The sequence below is a fragment of the Streptomyces sp. NPDC023527 genome (assembly GCF_055560115.1).
This window is the reverse complement of record NZ_JBVHJJ010000011.1, coordinates 134,429-150,646: the sequence shown is the minus strand read 5'-3', so window position 1 is coordinate 150,646 and position 16,218 is coordinate 134,429. Positions and strand designations below refer to the sequence as shown.

General features: G+C 69.7%; 20 protein-coding genes. 12 read left to right on the top strand and 8 right to left on the bottom strand.

The genetic code is table 11. From position 1 onward, the window contains the following. From ACZ303_RS22410 to ACZ303_RS22400, 3 genes are all read right to left on the bottom strand, one after another. Complete coding sequence (locus ACZ303_RS22410; protein ID WP_467341634.1) at positions 1 to 894, bottom strand: thymidylate synthase; 894 nt, start codon at positions 892 to 894, stop codon at positions 1 to 3. Next, positions 891 to 1,778, bottom strand: a complete 888-nt coding sequence (locus tag ACZ303_RS22405; RefSeq protein ID WP_467341633.1) for a class I SAM-dependent methyltransferase — start codon at positions 1,776 to 1,778, stop codon at positions 891 to 893. Before ACZ303_RS22405 ends, ACZ303_RS22410 begins: the two co-directional genes overlap by 4 nt. A gap of 124 nt (positions 1,779 to 1,902) precedes the next feature. Beyond that, on the bottom strand, positions 1,903 to 2,676 hold the full coding sequence (locus ACZ303_RS22400) for a GP88 family protein (protein ID WP_467341867.1): 774 nt from the start codon (positions 2,674 to 2,676) through the stop codon (positions 1,903 to 1,905). Positions 2,677 to 2,795: 119 nt separating this feature from the next. Here ACZ303_RS22400 and ACZ303_RS22395 point away from each other — a divergent pair, with 119 nt between their 5' ends. The 8 genes from ACZ303_RS22395 to ACZ303_RS22360 all read left to right on the top strand — a co-directional run bounded on the left by ACZ303_RS22395 (position 2,796) and on the right by ACZ303_RS22360 (position 9,240). Further along, positions 2,796 to 3,458 carry an HAD family hydrolase gene (locus ACZ303_RS22395; protein ID WP_467341632.1) on the top strand — a complete coding sequence of 221 codons (663 nt, stop codon included), beginning with the start codon at positions 2,796 to 2,798 and terminating at the stop codon, positions 3,456 to 3,458. Positions 3,459 to 3,827: 369 nt separating this feature from the next. Continuing rightward, a complete protein-coding gene (locus ACZ303_RS22390; protein ID WP_467341630.1) occupies positions 3,828 to 4,292 on the top strand; it encodes a nitroreductase family deazaflavin-dependent oxidoreductase in 465 nt (154 codons plus the stop codon). Between the two features lie 672 nt (positions 4,293 to 4,964). After that, on the top strand, positions 4,965 to 5,465 hold the full coding sequence (locus ACZ303_RS22385; RefSeq protein WP_467341628.1) for a hypothetical protein: 501 nt from the start codon (positions 4,965 to 4,967) through the stop codon (positions 5,463 to 5,465). A 144-nt stretch (positions 5,466 to 5,609) separates the two neighbouring features. After that, a complete protein-coding gene (locus ACZ303_RS22380; RefSeq protein WP_467341627.1) occupies positions 5,610 to 6,284 on the top strand; it encodes a DUF6766 family protein in 675 nt (224 codons plus the stop codon). 302 nt (positions 6,285 to 6,586) lie between these two features. Continuing rightward, entirely contained in the window at positions 6,587 to 6,994 is a 408-nt protein-coding gene (locus ACZ303_RS22375; protein WP_467341626.1) for a cell division protein SepF, read from the top strand. 24 nt (positions 6,995 to 7,018) lie between these two features. Beyond that, complete coding sequence (locus ACZ303_RS22370) at positions 7,019 to 8,278, top strand: AAA family ATPase (protein WP_467341625.1); 1,260 nt, start codon at positions 7,019 to 7,021, stop codon at positions 8,276 to 8,278. Continuing rightward, complete coding sequence (locus ACZ303_RS22365) at positions 8,275 to 8,652, top strand: nucleotide pyrophosphohydrolase (protein ID WP_467341623.1); 378 nt, start codon at positions 8,275 to 8,277, stop codon at positions 8,650 to 8,652. The genes ACZ303_RS22370 and ACZ303_RS22365 overlap by 4 nt, the downstream gene beginning before the upstream one ends. A gap of 129 nt (positions 8,653 to 8,781) precedes the next feature. Beyond that, positions 8,782 to 9,240 (top strand): DUF6099 family protein, encoded by a 459-nt coding sequence (locus tag ACZ303_RS22360; protein ID WP_467341621.1) that lies wholly within the window; start codon positions 8,782 to 8,784, stop codon positions 9,238 to 9,240. A gap of 11 nt (positions 9,241 to 9,251) precedes the next feature. Here ACZ303_RS22360 and ACZ303_RS22355 read toward each other — a convergent pair whose 3' ends face one another. Next, complete coding sequence (locus tag ACZ303_RS22355; RefSeq protein WP_467341619.1) at positions 9,252 to 9,446, bottom strand: hypothetical protein; 195 nt, start codon at positions 9,444 to 9,446, stop codon at positions 9,252 to 9,254. Between the two features lie 247 nt (positions 9,447 to 9,693). Here ACZ303_RS22355 and ACZ303_RS22350 point away from each other — a divergent pair, with 247 nt between their 5' ends. Then, on the top strand, positions 9,694 to 10,617 hold the full coding sequence (locus ACZ303_RS22350) for an LLM class F420-dependent oxidoreductase (RefSeq protein ID WP_467341617.1): 924 nt from the start codon (positions 9,694 to 9,696) through the stop codon (positions 10,615 to 10,617). A gap of 53 nt (positions 10,618 to 10,670) precedes the next feature. Next, on the top strand, positions 10,671 to 11,651 hold the full coding sequence (mmuM, locus tag ACZ303_RS22345; RefSeq protein ID WP_467341865.1) for a homocysteine S-methyltransferase: 981 nt from the start codon (positions 10,671 to 10,673) through the stop codon (positions 11,649 to 11,651). Between the two features lie 16 nt (positions 11,652 to 11,667). Here the strand turns inward: mmuM and ACZ303_RS22340 are convergent, their stop codons facing one another. Continuing rightward, complete coding sequence (locus ACZ303_RS22340) at positions 11,668 to 11,883, bottom strand: DUF4287 domain-containing protein (RefSeq protein WP_467341616.1); 216 nt, start codon at positions 11,881 to 11,883, stop codon at positions 11,668 to 11,670. Positions 11,884 to 11,941: 58 nt separating this feature from the next. Then, entirely contained in the window at positions 11,942 to 12,493 is a 552-nt protein-coding gene (locus ACZ303_RS22335; RefSeq protein WP_467341615.1) for a dihydrofolate reductase family protein, read from the bottom strand. 180 nt (positions 12,494 to 12,673) lie between these two features. On the opposite strand from ACZ303_RS22335, the gene ACZ303_RS22330 reads away from it, so the two are divergent. Then, the gene (locus ACZ303_RS22330) at positions 12,674 to 13,315 is read left to right on the top strand and encodes a TetR/AcrR family transcriptional regulator (RefSeq protein ID WP_467341614.1); all 642 of its coding nucleotides are present in this window, start codon (positions 12,674 to 12,676) and stop codon (positions 13,313 to 13,315) included. A 61-nt stretch (positions 13,316 to 13,376) separates the two neighbouring features. Here the strand turns inward: ACZ303_RS22330 and ACZ303_RS22325 are convergent, their stop codons facing one another. Further along, positions 13,377 to 14,210 (bottom strand): ATP-grasp domain-containing protein, encoded by an 834-nt coding sequence (locus ACZ303_RS22325; protein ID WP_467341613.1) that lies wholly within the window; start codon positions 14,208 to 14,210, stop codon positions 13,377 to 13,379. Positions 14,211 to 14,315: 105 nt separating this feature from the next. After that, positions 14,316 to 14,579 (bottom strand): LysR substrate-binding domain-containing protein, encoded by a 264-nt coding sequence (locus ACZ303_RS22320; RefSeq protein WP_467341612.1) that lies wholly within the window; start codon positions 14,577 to 14,579, stop codon positions 14,316 to 14,318. A 104-nt stretch (positions 14,580 to 14,683) separates the two neighbouring features. Between ACZ303_RS22320 and ACZ303_RS22315 the strand changes: the two genes are divergently transcribed. Beyond that, positions 14,684 to 16,216, top strand: a complete 1,533-nt coding sequence (locus ACZ303_RS22315) for a hypothetical protein (RefSeq protein ID WP_467341609.1) — start codon at positions 14,684 to 14,686, stop codon at positions 16,214 to 16,216. Positions 16,217 to 16,218: the final 2 nt, after the last annotated feature.

Sequence of the window (16,218 nt, the reverse complement as noted above, 5' to 3'; positions counted from 1 at the left end):
CTACCCCTTGTCGGATGTGAGGGCGCACATCATGGACCCGAGGACATCCCGCCAGTACGGCTCCAGGTGCCGCTCGTCGAGAAGACCGGTCCGCCGGAGCTCCCTCTCCGCCGCGAGCAGTGCGCCGTCCACACCGAGCGGTGTGCGGGCCGGCATGGGAGGCATGGCCTCCACCTCGTCGGCGCAGCCCAGAACCGAACGCAGGTGGCCTTCTTCGCCCGCATAGTAGTGGAGCGATCCGCAGTGGTGGTAGTAGGAACCCAGCCTGAGGCCCAGCTCGTTGGCCACGGTCTCCTGCACCATGGTCAGGAGGATGACGTCATACGGCATCACCCCGATCAAGGACTGGGAGCGCATGGACGCGATGCAGTCGAGGCGGCCGTCGCGGTGCAGGAACTGAAGCGATCCGAAGCAGGAGAAGTCCCTCGGCTCGTCGCGGAGATCGGCGGGGTAGATGAACCCGAGGTATGCCCTGCGGGTGGACGGGTCCCGCCTCATGAGCGCGATCAGATCCCGCAGCGGTGAGCCGGAATCGTCGCCGATGAGCCGCTGGGAGAGTCCGCAGACGAGCGTGCCGTTGTCGTCGGTGAAGGCCTTCCCGCGCGCGTTGTACGCGATCACCTGGCCGGCGTCCGCGCCCGGTGTCAGGGCCCACAGGTAGTTGGCGAAGGCGAATCCCTTGCTGGTGCGCCGGCAGGTGTCGGGAAGGAGCCGGTTCCTCGGGTCGCGTATCCGCACCGTGGGCGAGACGATTTCGAAGGTCGCCCGGTCCGCGGTCCCGAAACCGGAGCCGACGGAGGTGCTCGACCGGGGACCGGCCACCCGGTCGCCCTCCTTCGCGAGCAGCGCCGCCAGGTGGTGGTAGGCCTCGTGAAACGACTCGAAGGTGTTCACTGGCGGACCCCCACCGCTATGGAGACCAGACTCTCGGGCAGCGATCCGTCGGCGAGCACCGTGTCGGCGCTGTAGGGGCGCCCGGTGGGCGGCACCGGAGGGCACTCGACGAACTCCGTGAGTTCCAGCCCTGCCAGCCGGAACAGCTCCTTGGTCCGGGTGCGGTCGGGCGTGAAGGAATGGACGCCCCGGACCGTCCTGCCGTTGGAGGAGACGAACCGCGTCGTGCGCGTGGTGCGGCGGCGACCGGTGGACCACACCGAGGAAGGCCAGGTGAGCACGATCCGCCCCGCGGGCGCCAGCAGTTGTGCCAGGCAGAAGACGCCGAGGGGGTAGGCCATCCCGTCGACCAGCGAGCCCACGACATGGTCGTAGCCGCCGGGTTGCGCGAACAGGACTCTGATCGGCTCCCTCATGACGTCGTCCGGCAGGTACCGGGCCATCCCGGCGCTGGACTCCTGGCACGAGTAGCGGGCCTTGCCCGTCTCCACGGCCTCGCGCAGCCAGCCCCGGCCCGCGCCCACTTCCAGCAGCCGGGCCCCTTCGGACGTCCCCCGCAGGAGCCGGCTCAGGTGGGGAGCCGACGCGCGGTGGAAATCGGCCGTGGTGAGCCGCAGTTCGTCGACGAAATCCTCGGCGATGTCCGAATAGCCGATACGGTTGTCGAGGTCGATGCGCCGGCAGTCCGGGTACGCATCCGACGCCTTGTGCACCTCGAATCCCTCGCGTATCACGCGGGCGAGTTCGTCGGCGCTCTCGCGGTGGGAATGGTGAAGGACGAGGTGGGCCCGTTCGGCCAGTCGCGACACCTCTTCGGGGGAGCATTGATCGTCGACCAGGACTGCGCAGAACGTCGTGGCGGAGGAAGAGGGCGCCTCGGGCACGGAAAAGGAATCGGTTTCGGACTCCGCGGCCCCGATGTCCTTCAGTCTCTCCGCGATCTCTCTTCTGCGGGTCCCTGCGGGACCACCGATCAGAACCGGACAGGGGGCCGGGCGCGGGACGGCGTCAGTGGACATTGAAGATGACATCCCCTATTCGCGGCAGCAGGCAGAATCTGCACTTGGCGCAGTCGATGCCTTCCCGGTATTCCTCGGGGCAGGCGATCTGTCGCACCTTCGGGCGGGGCCTCGCCGCGTCGGTGCCGGGCGTCCGCGGGTCCCTCACCCGGCTCACCCGCCAGCCGTCCGGAGGATCACCCATGGTGTGGTCGACGGAGGCGAAGAGCTGGAAGTTGGGCATCTGCCGGAGCTCGTCGAGCGCGGGGAGCATGCTCGGGATCGCCCAGGAACGCGTGTAGGCCCAGAACAGGTGCTGGGGCACCGCATCGGCTATGTCGCGCCACATGGCGACATACCGGTCACCGAAGAAGTCTCCGGAGGAGTGCACCCTGACGGCGACCACGGGGGGAGTCGCGCTCTTCGCGGCGTCCGCCAGTTGCTGGAGAAGAAGCGGGCCGAGCCCTTCCGGATCCTCGCGGGCATGCCGTTCATTGGCGAACCACAACGGCCGGTTGAAGTCGACCTCGCCGCTGGTGTCCCCGTTGTAGCAGTTCTTGGCGCACCAGTCGCTCGCGCCCGGGCAGGTGCGCAACGTCGGTAAATTCCATACGAGAACGCGGCCGATGTGTCGTCCCGACGCCCCCGTCTTGATGTTTCCCGGCTCAAGTGAGGGGCGGTCGACGGCAGGAGCGGAAATGCCCACAATGGGGAGGCTCCGCTGTCGTGCCAGATACTGGGCTCTCTCCTGGATCTCCCGTTCCGATGGTATGGCCCGTTTCATGTTTCCCCCGAGCAGCGCAGCCTGCATGCTCCTTGATGCCCAGGAAGCTAGCACAGGGGGTGAAGGCTGTGGAGAGTCCGGACGGCGGTTCCGCAGAAACGTTCAAGCAGATTGAACTCGTGATATTCGACTGCGACGGAGTGCTGGTCGACAGTGAACGCATCGCCATGCGGGTCCACGTATTGCTGGGGGCGGAACTGGGCTGGTCGCTCACCGAGGACGAGGCGATCGAACGGTTCATCGGGGGTTCCATGCTGTCCATCACCGATCAGATCGCCGCACGGCTGGGCGGTCGGACGGCCGCGAGGTGGTGGGAGCGGTTCGTCGCCCTGCATCGCCGCGAGGTGGACACCGGCCTGTCGCCGGTCGAGGGCCTGCCGGAGGCACTGGACGCGATCACGCTGCCGACCTGTGTCGCCTCCAGCGGCTCGCACGAGAAGATGATCCATACCCTCGGCCGCACCGGCCTCTACGACCGTTTCGCGGGCCGCATCTACAGCTCCACCGAGGTCGCGCGGGGCAAGCCGGCGCCGGATCTCTTCCAGTACGCGGCGCGGCGGATGGGCGTCGATCCCGCGGCGTGCGCGGTGGTCGAGGACAGCCGGCCCGGCGTCGAGGCGGCCCGCGCCGCCGGCATGCGCTGCTTCGCCTACGCCGGAGGGCTGACACCCCGGACCTGGCTCGAAGGCCCCGGCACCGTCATCTTCGACGACATGCGCGGCCTGCCGGACCTGCTGGCGGGACGGCGACCGATCCTGCCGGCGGGAGACAGTGACGGATGAGCCCCCGCGCCCAGTGGCGAAGTGACCCCGTGCCGCCGCCTGCCGGGAGCCATGGGCGTGCGACTGCGGGGTCCCGCGGTGGCCGGCTGCCGCGGCACGGGCGGCAGCCGGCCGGGGGAGAGGTGGAGCACTGCGTCCTCGCTCCCTCGGCCCGCTCACGACGGGTGCTGCGAGGTCGCCCCCGCTCCGGCGTCGCCGGTGGGTTGACGAGGTGATCGCGGCACCGCGCCGCACCGCCTTGCGGATCAGCTCGGTGCCGGCGCACACGGTGAGGAGGGCCTGCGGCTCCTCGGTGTGCTTCCGGCGCAAGTCCTCTGCAACCTCCAGGTCCGCCTGACATAATCCGCGAGCGACGACAGGAGGACCGCGATGCCTCTTGAGGGCGAGTACGGGCCGAGTCCGGCGCAGTGGGTACGCGAACAGGTCGAGCTGTATGAGAGTTCGGGCGGCACGCAGGGCACGACGCTGTGGGACACAGGTCTGCCCGTCGTCATTCTCACGACCCGCGGTGCGAAGAGCGGCAAGATCCGCAAGATTCCGCTGATGCGCGTGGAGCACGAGGGGCGGTATGCGGCCGTTGCCTCGAAGGGCGGATTCCCGCGCCACCCGGTCTGGTACTTCAACGTCAAGGCCGACCCGCACGTGGAGCTCCAGGATGGCTCGGTACGCCAGGACATGACGGCCCGTGAGGTCGGCGGGAACGAGAAGGCCGCGTGGTGGGAGCGTGCGGTCGCCGTCTATCCGCCCTACGCCGAGTATCAGGAGGCGACTGACCGTGTGATCCCCGTCTTCGTGCTGGAACCCGTGTACGTGGCAGGGCCGACGGACGCCTGACCTTGTCTCCGGTATGAGAACCGAACAAGCCAAGTGAGACAGAGGCAAGGTCTCGCGTGACGCGACAGCGCTCCTCGGCATGGTCGGGGCTGGTGAGGTCGGCCGGGCCCGGGGCCGCGACGTCGGTTGCGCGTGAGTGTCGGCAAGCACCGCCGAACTGGACGACGCCGAACGCCTTGCGCTCGACCGGGGCCAGGCCGTACGACGCGGCACGGGCTACACCCCTGCGCGTCACCGCCGCGCCCCCCGGCCACCGCCAACTCCTCGACCGCTGCCATGTCCTCGACGGAACCAGGGTCCAGGGGGTCGACCGGCCCACCGCCTGCCCCTGGTCGACCGCGCGTATGCCGTCCCGGGTGCCGGCCCATCGGTCCGCCCGCGCGGACCTCAGCCCGCTGGTGCGACCGGCGAACCGCTCGGGTTGTCGGTGACCACAGCGATGTCCCCGGCGGCCTGGCATACATGCCCGACCCGGCCTGGAACGCCGGCGGCGACTGCGGATAGCAGGACACGCAGCCGGTCGGGGTTCGGGTCTGACAGCCCCTGACTTCTTGGACTCGGCCCGGGCCGGATTGTGGTCGGCCCGCTGAATCCAGGGTGACAGTTGCGGCATTTTGTCGATTTGGGTCAATTTGGGTGTAGTGGTGTCCTCGCCGGGACACCACACATAGCGTGACTGAGAAGAGCAAGCCTTCCCGCCCGTACGGGCGCGGGTCACGCTTCTCGCAGGCGATGACGGTGCGGAGGCCGCGGCGGCGGACGGGTACGGCGGGGCCTGCGGTGGTGGCCCTTGCCGTCATGGGCGCCATGGGTGCGGTGACCGCGTGCGGCGCGCTGCCCGCCCGGCGGGACGACGCTCTGGCCGTGGTCGCCCGGTTCCAGGCGGCACTCGCGGCCCGGCAGGGTGAAGTGCTGTGCGCGGCCCTCGCCCCCGCCACCCGCGAGGAGCTGGAACAGTCGGCCGAGAGCCCCTGCGCTCAGGCGGTGGGTCAGGAGAAGCTCCCGGCGGCCGGGGCGGTGCGGCATGTGGACGTCTACGGTGACCAGGCGCGAGCCGTCCTCGAACACGACACGGTCTTCCTGTCCCACTTCCCCGGCGGGTGGAAGGTGACCGCTGCCGGATGCGTCCCGCGTCCGCAGCGGCCGTACCAGTGCGTGGTCAAGGGCGGGTGAGGCGACCATGAAGGCAATGTTCGCCCTATGCCTGCTGCTGGTCGTCGGAGGCCTGGCCTACTTCACGGCTCTGGGGCTGATGCACCGGTGAACCGCTCTCAGGCAGAACGCGAGGGAAGGACCCCGGACACCACGGGCGGCGGAATGCGTCGTTTTCTCAGCCACAACGCCCTGGGGCTGACCTTCCTGATCGCATTCCTGCTCGCGCTGGCCGGACAGGCCATCGCCGGACACGCCGAATTCAACAACCATCTCACCACCGACGGCCTGGCCACCGTCAGCTTCCCCGACTACCTGACATCCTCGGACTTCGCCGTCGACGTCACCGAGAACTGGCAGTCCGAATACCTCCAATTCTTCCTCTATATCTCCGCCACTGTCTGGCTCCTTCAGCGCGGCTCCCCGGAATCCAAGGAGCTCGGCAAGTCCGGCCCCGAATCCGATCACGACCAGTTGGTCGGCCGGCACGCCCGCCCCGACTCCCCGCGCTGGGCCGCCGCGGGAGGCTGGCGACAGAGGGTGTACTCCCGCTCGCTCGGGCTGGTCATGGGCGCCATCTTCGTACTTTCCTGGCTCGCCCAGTCCATCGCCGGTGTCGCCTCCTACAACGAACAACAGCTACGCCAACTGCAGGACCCCATCGGCTGGACCGGATACCTCGGCTCGGCGGAATTCTGGAGCCGCACGCTTCAGAACTGGCAGTCCGAATTGCTGGCCATCGCCTCCATGGCCATCCTCTCGGTCTATCTCCGCCAGCGCGGCTCACCGGAGTCCAAACCGGTCGGAGCACCCCACACCGCCACGGGCGTCGAGGGGTGACCTGGGGTATGTCGCGTGAGGTGCCGGTTGCCGCACTCGTACTGAGGTGGGGCGGTGGCCCACGCCGACCGGTTGCTCGGTGCGAGGCGCTTCTTGCCGTTCGCGACGGGGCGCGCAGGTAAGGGAGCCGGGCCGGCCACCTATGGGGCCGAACGGGTGAAACGTCTGGTCCATGGGAACGGGGCACGGGTAGCTTGTGGGCCATGTCGGCTTGGCGGTGTGTCATTCGGCCCAACGGGCGACGTTTATCCCTAGGATTGTGGGATGTACATAGCCACCACGTTCCCCGGAGGGGTGATCCGGTGAACAGGTCCGAGGCCACCGACGAGCAGTGGGAGGGGCTGGCCGAGGTCGTCCCGCTGCGCGGCCACCACGCCTGGCCGTCCTGGCCCAACCACCGGGCCCTGCCCGAGGAGGAGCCCGAGCCGAACCGGCGTCAGCTCGTCGTCCTGCGGGTCCAGGTCTTCGCGGACGCGCGGGAGGTCGCCGAGCACCTGATCGCCCGCGTCCCGGTGCTGCTCGACCTCACCAGCGCCGACACCGACGTCGCCAAGCGGATCCTCGACTTCTCCAGCGGTGTCGTCTTCGGCCTGGGCAGCGGCATGCACCGGGTCGACACCAATGTCTTCCTCCTGGCCCCCGAGGGCACGGAAGTGGCATCGGGATACCCCGATCGTAGGAAGAGTGATCAGCTGAAACGGTTTGGCTGAACAAGGCACACATACGGTCCGGGCATGGACACAAACCGTGCCCGACCGGCCACCGTCCCTTCTCCCCAGCGTCCCGTGGTGACCGAGTTACGGCTCTCCGCTTTCAAATCGCACCGTAACGCCGTCTTCCCCCTCGCCCCGCTGACCCTCTTCCGGGGACCCAGCGGCAGCGGGAAGTCCAGCGTCCTCCAGGCGTACGAGGCCCTCGCCCGGCTCGCGGGCGGCGACACCCTCGACGAAGCCCTAGCCCCCGTGGCCGGCGGCGGCCCCGCCTGCGTACCGCACCAGGCCAGACCGGACGCCCAGGGTCGGCGGGGCTTCCGCATCGGCTGCACTGTCGACGGCCCGGCGGGGCCCGTCCACCTCGACATCGCCGTACAGGCCGAACCCGAACTGCGCATGGTCGGCGAGCGGCTGACCGGATCGGGGTACACCCTGCTGTCCACGGCGCTGCGCGACCCCGGACTGCGCGCGGTCGAAGCGGCCTGGCACACCGCCGGCCTGGTCCCCGTCACCCGCGCACCCCTACCGGACGACCGGCTCGGCACAGCCCTGCTGCCGCTGCGGGTCGCGGGCAAGACCGCGGGGCAGCGGCTGGTCCTGGACGCCGCCGAACAGGTCGTGATCGCGCTGCGCGCCGCCTTCGCCTGCGACCCGCGGCCGGAGGTGATGCGTAACCCGGTCGCCTCGCACGACGGGATGCTGCGCGGCGCCTGTGACAACGTCGCCGCCGTACTCGGCCGTACCCGGCACGAGTGCGCCACCCGCCACGCGTTCATGGTCACGGCTGTGGGGGCCGGCTGCCGGGGTTCGGTCGAAGAGCTGTCGGTGGAGAGCCTGGACGACGGTCTCGTACGGGCGGTTCTGGGGCGCGAGTCCGGGCCGGCTACACCGCTGGACCGGCTGGGGGACGGGGAACTGCGCTATCTGGCCCTGTGCCTGGTGCTGATGACCGGCCCCGGCGTGCTGGACATGGATCCGGTCGCGGAGGTGCTGCCGGCCCGGCAGGCGCTGACGGTGCTGGCGGACGGATTCGACCGGTGCCTGGACGCGCGGCAGGCCCGGGAGCTGCTGGGGGTGGCGACACGAATGTGCGAGCGGGGGCATGTGCGGCTGGTGGGGACGGTGGGGGCCGGTGTGGGGCCCGAAGCGGAGAGGGCAGGGGAATCGGGGGAGGTGAGAGATGAGTCAGGGACGTCGGGGGAGTCTGGTGAGGCCAGTGAGCCCGGTGAGTCGGCGGGGGCGTCGACGGGTGTTCTGTCGGTGGTAGACCTGGGGGTGTGACCGAAGAGCACAGAGAGTCCGAGGGGCCCGCAGTGGCCGGTGAGTTCAAGGCGCTCCAACGCAAGCTGGCCGCCTTCGCGGCGGCGCGCGACTGGCAGCCCTTCCATACGCCCAAGAACCTGGCCGTGGCGCTGAGCGTCGAGGCGTCCGAACTTGTCGAGATCTTCCAGTGGCTGACCCCGGAGGAGTCGGCGCGGGTGATGGAGAGCCCTGACACGGCGGGGAGAGTGGAGGACGAGGTCGCGGATGTCCTGGCGTACCTCTTGCAGTTCTGCGAGGTGCTGGGCGTCGACGCGGCCTCGGCGCTCTCGGCGAAGATCGAGCGCAACGAGCGGCGGTTCCCGCTTCCGCAAGACCGTCACTCTCCGGAGTGATTGAGTTATCCACACCCCATCTGGTATCCACAGATTTCTGAATTCCCCTGGCGTTTCCGGCGGTTAGCCATCACTCTGAGTAGTGAGAAGAGGCGGGCACGGCACAGTCGGAAACGTGGGGGACCGGGCATGGACGCAATGCGGCTCATCGGAGCCACGCGGACCTCCCTGGCACAGGCCAGAGAGGTCCAGGACATCGTCATCGAGGCATGGCAGACCCAGGCGCTCGCGGGCGCCATCGGAAGCCACCTCGCGGTCCACGGGCCGTTCGAAGCCCGCGCCGCGGCCGGCGGCCTCAGCGAGGCGGGCACCCGCGCCTCCGGCGCGCTGCGACACGCGCTGCGCGCCGGGGCCGTGCGAGCCGCCCAGCTCACCGAAGTGCGGGACCCGTGGGGTGCGTTGGCCGGGCTGTGCGGGCTGCTCGGCGAGGCGGGCATAGCCCTGGTGGGCGTCGCCTGCTCCTCCGACGAGGACGCCTTGTACTGGCAGTGCATAGAGGCGATCGACGCCGCGGATGAGACGAGCGACCGGGTGCGCTGGTTACAAAGACGGCTCGCGCTGCGCGAGCGGGAGGGAGGCGCCGCATGAGGGGCGGACTCTCAGCCGGCACCGCCTCCGCCGCCGGACGAGGAACGCTCGCCGGGCGACTGCAGATCGGCGTCGAGCTGCGACAGGTCGGCGTTCAGCGCGGCCATCAGCTCCTCCATCTGCTGCAGCAGGCCCTTGGGTGCGCCTTGCTGCTGGGGAGCTGCCTGTGCGGGCACCGTTTCGTCGGGCACGGCTTCCTGGGTCATCGCGGCCTCCTCGGCCCTGGCCCTCCCGGTGCGGGCGGGCGGCGTTGCGGTCGACGCCTCCGGCAGCGGACACCGGTGCGCGGGCCGGGCGGTCCGGCTCCGCCCGAGCCAACGATCACCGGCCCCGACGGACACTGTTCCCACCCCTCTCGTTCAGCCCGGATGGCCGAATTTCACCCGACCGGGGAGGGTGGGGCAAGGCAGGGCGTGAGCGGTTGACGCGTGCTCGGCAAGGCAGGATGGAGGTATGGATCTCCGTATCTTCACCGAGCCCCAGCAAGGGGCGAGCTATGACACGTTGCTCACGGTCGCCAAGGCCACCGAGGATCTCGGCTTCGACGCCTTCTTCCGTTCCGACCACTATCTCGCCATGGGCTCGGCGGAGGGGCTGCCCGGACCGACCGACGCCTGGATCACCCTGGCGGGGCTCGCGCGTGAGACCCGGCGAATCCGGCTCGGCACCCTGATGACCGCTGGCACGTTCCGGCTTCCCGGCGTCCTCGCCATTCAGGTGGCCCAGGTCGACCAGATGTCCGGCGGGCGGATCGAGCTGGGGCTGGGTGCGGGCTGGTTCGAGGAGGAGCACAGGGCGTACGGCATCCCCTTCCCCAAGGAGAAGTTCGGACGCCTGGAGGAGCAGCTCGCGATCGTCACCGGACTGTGGGGAACGGAGGTGGGCAAGACATTCAGCTTCGACGGTACGCACTACCAGCTCACCGACTCGCCGGCGCTCCCCAAGCCCGCACAGGAGAAGGTGCCGGTACTGATCGGCGGCCACGGCGCGAAGCGCACGCCGAGGCTCGCCGCGCAGTACGCGGACGAGTTCAACATCCCCTTCGCCTCGATCGAGGACAGTGAGCGACAGTTCGGTCGGGTGCGGGCGGCGGCCGAGGAGTTCGGGCGCAGGGGTGACGACCTGGTGTACTCCAATGCCCTGGTCGCCTGTGTGGGCAAGAACGACGCCGAGGTGGCCCGGCGGGCGGCGGTCATCGGCCGTGAGGTCGACGAGCTCAAGGCGAACGGCCTGGCCGGCTCGCCGGACGAGGTGGTCGACAAGATCGGCCGGTACGCGGCGATCGGCTCCTCCCGGATCTACTTCCAGATCCTGGACCTCGACGACCTCGACCACCTGGAGCTGATTTCCTCGGAGGTGCAGTCCCAGCTGGGCTGAGGCCACCGAGAGCCATCGAAGACCGAGGAGTATCCGTGACGTCCGCACCTCCTATGCCGCTTGCCGAGGCGTTGGCGCGCGGGTCGCTCGTCCTGGACGGCGGTCTGTCCAACCAGTTGGCAGCGCAGGGGTGCGATCTGTCGGACGCACTGTGGTCGGCCCGGCTGCTGGCCGACGACCCCGCGCAGATCGAGGAGGCGCACGCCGCCTATGTGAGAGCGGGCGCACGGGTACTCATCACCTCCAGCTACCAGGCCACGTTCGAGGGCTTCGCCCCCCGTGGCATCGGCCGGCAGGAAGCGGGGGCACTGCTGCGCCGCAGCGTGGAACTGGCTCGAAGGGCCGGAACCACACAGAAGGAACGGGGGGCGGGGGAGGGAGGGGAGGGGGGAGGGGGCCCCTCCCCCTTGGCGTCTGTCTGGGTAGCCGGATCCGTCGGCCCGTACGGGGCCATGCTCGCCGACGGCAGTGAATACCGGGGCCGGTACGGCTTGAGCGTCGCGGAGCTGGAGCGGTTCCACCGTCCGCGCGTCGAGGCGCTTTCGGAGGCGGGGCCGGACGTCCTCGCGTTGGAGACCGTGCCGGACATCGATGAGGCGGAGGCGCTGCTCCGGGCGGTGGAGCCCGGCGGGGTGCCGGTGTGGCTGTCGTACAGCGTGGCGGGGGAGCGCACCCGGGCCGGGCAGCCGCTGCGGGAGGCCTTCGCGCTCGCCGCTGGGAACGATCAGGTCATCGCCGTGGGCGTCAACTGCTGCGAACCGGCCGACGCGGACCGCGCCGTGGCGCTCGCCGCGGACGTCACCGGCAAGCCTGTCGTGGTCTACCCCAACAGCGGTGAGCAGTGGGACGCACGAGCTCGGGGCTGGCGCGGCAGGCCCACGTTCGACGCCGCGCGGGTCGCGTCCTGGCGGAGCGCCGGCGCCCGGCTCATCGGCGGCTGCTGCCGTGTGGGCCCGGACCGGATCGCGGCACTCGCCCGCGTCCTGGAAGCCGCGAATCCGGAGGCCGCGCACCATAGCCCGCGCACTCCCTGACACCGAGCGCGGGCCTTTACTTGCCGGCGTCCTCGGCGAGGGTGTGGGCCACGAGGGCGTTGGCGTGGCCGTGCCCCAGGTTGTGCTCGGTCTTGAGCCAGGTGACGAGTTCCATGTGCTTGGTCAGCGGCGAGGTGCGGATGAGCTGCTTCCACTCGGCTATGGGACGGCCGTACTTCTTCTCGATGGAAGGGAAGTAGGAGGCAGGGCCCTTCACGGCGCTGTCGGTCATGTCGGTGGTGTCCGTCCTTCTCTGCTCGCGTGCGGAGGGGTTGCTGTGTTCGGGGCTGCTACTGGCCGGCCGGTGTGACGGGTGCGTACGCGATGACCTGGGCACCGGTGCTGAAGGTGGTGGTGCTGATCGGCCGGAGGGTCTTCTTCGGGGAGGTCTCGCTGAACAGGCGCTTGCCGGTGCCCTCGACGACGGGGTGGGTCCACAGTCGGAGCTCGTCGATGAGGTCGTGCTCCAGCAGCGTGTTGACGAGGTCGCCGCTGCCGTAGACGAGCAGGTCCCCGCCGTCCTGCCGCTTCAGTTCCGCCACCGCGGACGGGACGTCGTCGCCGAGGAAGGTGGCGTTCCACTCGGGGGTGTCGAGCGTGGTGGTGGCGACGTACTTGGGAAGGGAGTTCATCCGGTCGGCGAAGCCGTCGTCGTCGGTCATGGACGGCCAGGCGGAGGCGAAGCCCTGGTAGGTGACGCGACCGAGCAGGAGCGCGTCGGCGGCGAACAGCTGGGCATGGGCGAATCGGCCCGCCTCGTCGTTGAAGAACGGAGCAGACCAGGCCGGGCTCTCCATGACACCGTCGAGCGTGATGTAGACGGACGCGATGACCTTGCGCATGTGGTGGGTTCCTTCGTGGAGGCGGGCCAGGGAACGGACCCGGGACGAGTCTGGGAAACAGGCACGGAAGTGCCCTTGTGTACGATGTCCACATTCGGAAGGTGTGGTGATCCGCGCCCCCCGGTCGATCTTGCAGAAGCCTAAACGAGTTAAGTGGATACTGTCCACATTGGAGTGGCCGTGGCATCGGACGCCGACAAGCCGAAGCGGAACACCTACCGCCACGGCGACCTGCGCAACGCCCTGATCAAGGCCGGCATCGAACTCGCCCGCGAGGGCGGCCCGGAGGCCGTGGTGCTGCGCGCCGCGACCCGACACGCGGGCGTCGTGCCCAACGCCGCCTATCGCCACTTCGCCGACCGCGCCGCCCTCCTGCACGCCGTCTCCCAGGCAGCCATGGCCCGGGTCGCCCTCACCATGGAGGCCGAGCAGGCCGCCCTGCCGCCGAGTGCCGACGCCGCGGCCGCCGCCCGCGCCCGGTTCCGCGCGGTCGGTACCGGCTACCTCCGCTTCGCCCAGGAGGAACCCGGACTGTTCCGCGCCGCCTTCCACGTCCCCGGCGACATGACCCATGCCGCCGACGACGACGCCGCCGGAACCGGCGGCAAAACGCCCTTCGAGCTCCTCGGCTCGGCCCTGGACGACCTCGTCGAGGCGGGCGTCCTGCCGCCCGACCGCCGCCCGGGCGCCGAATTCCTCGCCTGGTCCGCCGTCCACGGCCTCGCCGTCCTCCTCATCGACGGCCCCCTCCGCGGGCTGCACCACACCCAGGCGTACGACGCAGGCCAGCACGTCATCGACATGATCGAACGAGGCATCTGAGGATCCGAGCTGAATCGAGCCCCCGGAGCCCCCCCGGGATCCCCCCGGACCGGCGCCCGGACTACCCCCGAGCGAGCAACCCGTGCAGGGAAGTCTTCATGTTCGCGGCGAACGCCTCACGCGTCCCGGCGTCCAGGAGCTCCAGGGACAGGTACGGATTGAGGTCCTCCAGCTCGACCAGGAGGAGTTCGCCGTCCTCGGTGCGGCAGGCGTCCACGCGCTGGATGCCGTGCCCGATGTCGTTCCAGTCGACGAAGCGCTGCGCGAAGGCGAGATCGGCCGCGGAGGGCTCGTACGGCTCCAGGACCCACCGCTGCTCCACGTGGGGCGCGTTGAGGGCGTACTGGAAGGCGCGGTCGATGAAGTAGAACGAGACCTCGTACTGGAAGCGGACGCGCGGCTGCACGAGCACATCGCCGAACCGCAAGTCCTCCAGACGGCTGCGGGGGACGAACTCCAGGCCGATGGAGTCCGCGCCGAGCTTGGGCTTGACCACGTACTCGTCCACCTCGGGCAGGCGGCCGATGTCCTGCGGGCGGTCGATGGTGGGGATGACCGGATATCCCGCGGCGCTCAGGTCCAGGAGGTACTGCTTGCCCTCCATGTCGGCCTTGCCGGTCAGCTGGTTGTAGACGCGTACGCCCCGTTTGAGCGCCTCCTCGCGGAAGGCGTCGTACTCCGCCTGGTAGTGCAGCACCGGCCCGCTGTTGCGGACGACGACCACGTCGTAGGCGTCCATCAGCGCGGCGGCGTCCAAGGGATGGCACAGGGCGACGTCGAAGTCCTCACGGAGCCGGGAGCTCAGGAAGATGTCCTCGTCGCAGTACCGGCGCCCCCTGGCCTGGTAGGCCAGGTCGGTGACGTACAGGACACGGGGGCGGTCGGCGGGAGGCATGACACTCCTGGTGGATCGATTGGTCGACAAAAGATTGGTCGACGAAAGCAATGATCAAACGAAAGTACATGTCTCCGCCCGTCATTTTCCGCCGCCACGGAGCCGTCAGCTGTCGAGCATGCGCCGGGCCCGCCCGATGAACGCCCTGGCCGCGGGGCCGGTCGGACCGTCGGCACGCCAGACGAAGGCCAGGCACCCGCGCAGTTCCGGCCGGGTGATCGGGAGGGCGCGCAGGTCCTCCCGGCGTCCGGCGATGGACGCGGGCAGGATCGCGACGCCCAGGCCGCGTGCCGCGAGCTGCGCGAGCACCGCGGACGTGCCGGCCTCGAAGGCGACACGCGGGGGAGAAGCCGGCGGCGGCGAAGGCACCCACATATCCCCGCAGTTGGCGCAACACCGGGCCTGGGCCACGGCTTCACCGCTAGCGTGGATGCGTACGTGAGCGATGCGCCGTAGGAGCCGGGGGTGAGGGCATGGCTCAGGACTCGGGTGACGGGACAGCGGGCGTCACGGCCAGGGTGAGGCCGACGGAGCTGGCGCGGGGGGCGGTGATCGCGCAGTCCTTGGACAATCAGTGGGTCAATACCGAGTTGACCAAGGAGATGGTCCAGAAGGGCAAATCTCTCCAGGACGTCGACGAGGTCCGGGGCAAGGAGGTGCGGGCGGAGTACTTCCGCGGCCTCATCAACACCCGGCAGGTCGTCGCCAACCGGGTGTTCTTCTACAACAACCGTGCCGTGAGCCGCGACCTCGTCGAGGGCGGCACGGCGCGCCGCGCCCATCAGAAGCTGCTGGCGGAAGGGGCGTTGGTGCCCTTCCTCCTGAACGAGCGGGAACCCACCGATCCGCCACCGGGCGTGGACGTCGACAGGGAGGCGTTCACCGCCTGGCAGGAGACCGTGGAGGGAATGCCGGCCGCCTCACGCGTCACCTGCGTGCGGATGTCCTGGGACGATCAGGAGAACCGGGACACCACCCGCAGCGCCCTCTTCAACCCCTTCGCCGCGCGGGTGCAGGGGCTGACGGCGAAGGACATCCCCCTGCTCGCGTCGCAGGTCGGCGTTCCGGAGCGGCTGCACGAACGGTTCGCCGAGCGGATCGGCGAAGTGGTCCAGGTGAGCAACGAGCGGCGCATCCGGGGCGACCTCGTCACCAGAGGGGTGCTCTACGAGGAGTTCGTGTCCGTACCGGGGTTACCGGTCTCCGAGGGCAGATACGACAAGAGGAAGCCGTTCGCCGGGGAGATCAAGCAGCTCCTGGACCTCATCTACAACGTCAACCTCGCCGACGCCCTGGGCATGTACCCCCTGACACCGGCCGGCAGCCTGCGGCGGCTCGCCCTCCAGGAGTGGCGGGACGTACGGACGAACGCGGACGGGGCGGTCACGGACCCGGCGCAGCTGATCCTGTTCCTGCGGCGGCAGGCGTTCTCGACGGTCCAGGACCGACTCGCCCTCACCCCCTCCACGGTCGACACGCTCGCTCTCGCGGACATCTGGAGCCTGCGCCAGAGCGACGCGTGGAACGACTACATGCGCGCCTTCGACGCGCTGACCGCCGACCCGACCGCCTTCCACGACCGTGTGGGCCTGGTCTTCGACCGCTATGTCCGGCTCAACTCCGAGATCGTCCGCCTCGCCGCGTCCCGTGACGACCGGCGGACGGGTGCCAACAGATGGTCGCCCGTCGTCGAGGTGGTCGTCGCCATCGGCGGTGCCGTCTTCACCGCTGTCACCGGCGACGAGACATGGAGCGTGGTCGGCTCGCTCGGCTCGGTGTCGGCCGAGTGCGGCGGGTCCGTACAACTGGTCCTGCGCAACCGGGTGGAGGGCCGCCGCGAGCAGAAGTTCGCCCGGGAGATGGCCGCCGTCCGGTTCGACAGCACCCGCGAGTGGGAACAGTTCCACAGCATGGTGCGCAAGCTGCCGGGATACCGGGAGCAGGGCGGTCCTCCCTCGGCCGCCACCAGCTCCGCCACCATCCAGGACGAGATCCCGGAGTACTGAAG

What these genes read in the sequence shown, in the direction of transcription:
- ACZ303_RS22400 (WP_467341867.1), bottom strand. Translation starts at nt 2,676, where the DNA reads ATGAAACGGGCCATACCATCGGAACGGGAGATCCAGGAGAGAGCCCAG.
- ACZ303_RS22390 (WP_467341630.1), top strand. Translation starts at nt 3,828, where the DNA reads ATGCCTCTTGAGGGCGAGTACGGGCCGAGTCCGGCGCAGTGGGTACGC.
- ACZ303_RS22380 (WP_467341627.1), top strand. Translation starts at nt 5,610, where the DNA reads ATGCGTCGTTTTCTCAGCCACAACGCCCTGGGGCTGACCTTCCTGATC.
- ACZ303_RS22370 (WP_467341625.1), top strand. Translation starts at nt 7,019, where the DNA reads ATGGACACAAACCGTGCCCGACCGGCCACCGTCCCTTCTCCCCAGCGT.
- ACZ303_RS22360 (WP_467341621.1), top strand. Translation starts at nt 8,782, where the DNA reads ATGGACGCAATGCGGCTCATCGGAGCCACGCGGACCTCCCTGGCACAG.
- ACZ303_RS22355 (WP_467341619.1), bottom strand. Translation starts at nt 9,446, where the DNA reads ATGACCCAGGAAGCCGTGCCCGACGAAACGGTGCCCGCACAGGCAGCT.
- ACZ303_RS22350 (WP_467341617.1), top strand. Translation starts at nt 9,694, where the DNA reads ATGGATCTCCGTATCTTCACCGAGCCCCAGCAAGGGGCGAGCTATGAC.
- mmuM (WP_467341865.1), top strand. Translation starts at nt 10,671, where the DNA reads ATGCCGCTTGCCGAGGCGTTGGCGCGCGGGTCGCTCGTCCTGGACGGC.
- ACZ303_RS22340 (WP_467341616.1), bottom strand. Translation starts at nt 11,883, where the DNA reads ATGACCGACAGCGCCGTGAAGGGCCCTGCCTCCTACTTCCCTTCCATC.
- ACZ303_RS22335 (WP_467341615.1), bottom strand. Translation starts at nt 12,493, where the DNA reads ATGCGCAAGGTCATCGCGTCCGTCTACATCACGCTCGACGGTGTCATG.
- ACZ303_RS22325 (WP_467341613.1), bottom strand. Translation starts at nt 14,210, where the DNA reads ATGCCTCCCGCCGACCGCCCCCGTGTCCTGTACGTCACCGACCTGGCC.
- ACZ303_RS22315 (WP_467341609.1), top strand. Translation starts at nt 14,684, where the DNA reads ATGGCTCAGGACTCGGGTGACGGGACAGCGGGCGTCACGGCCAGGGTG.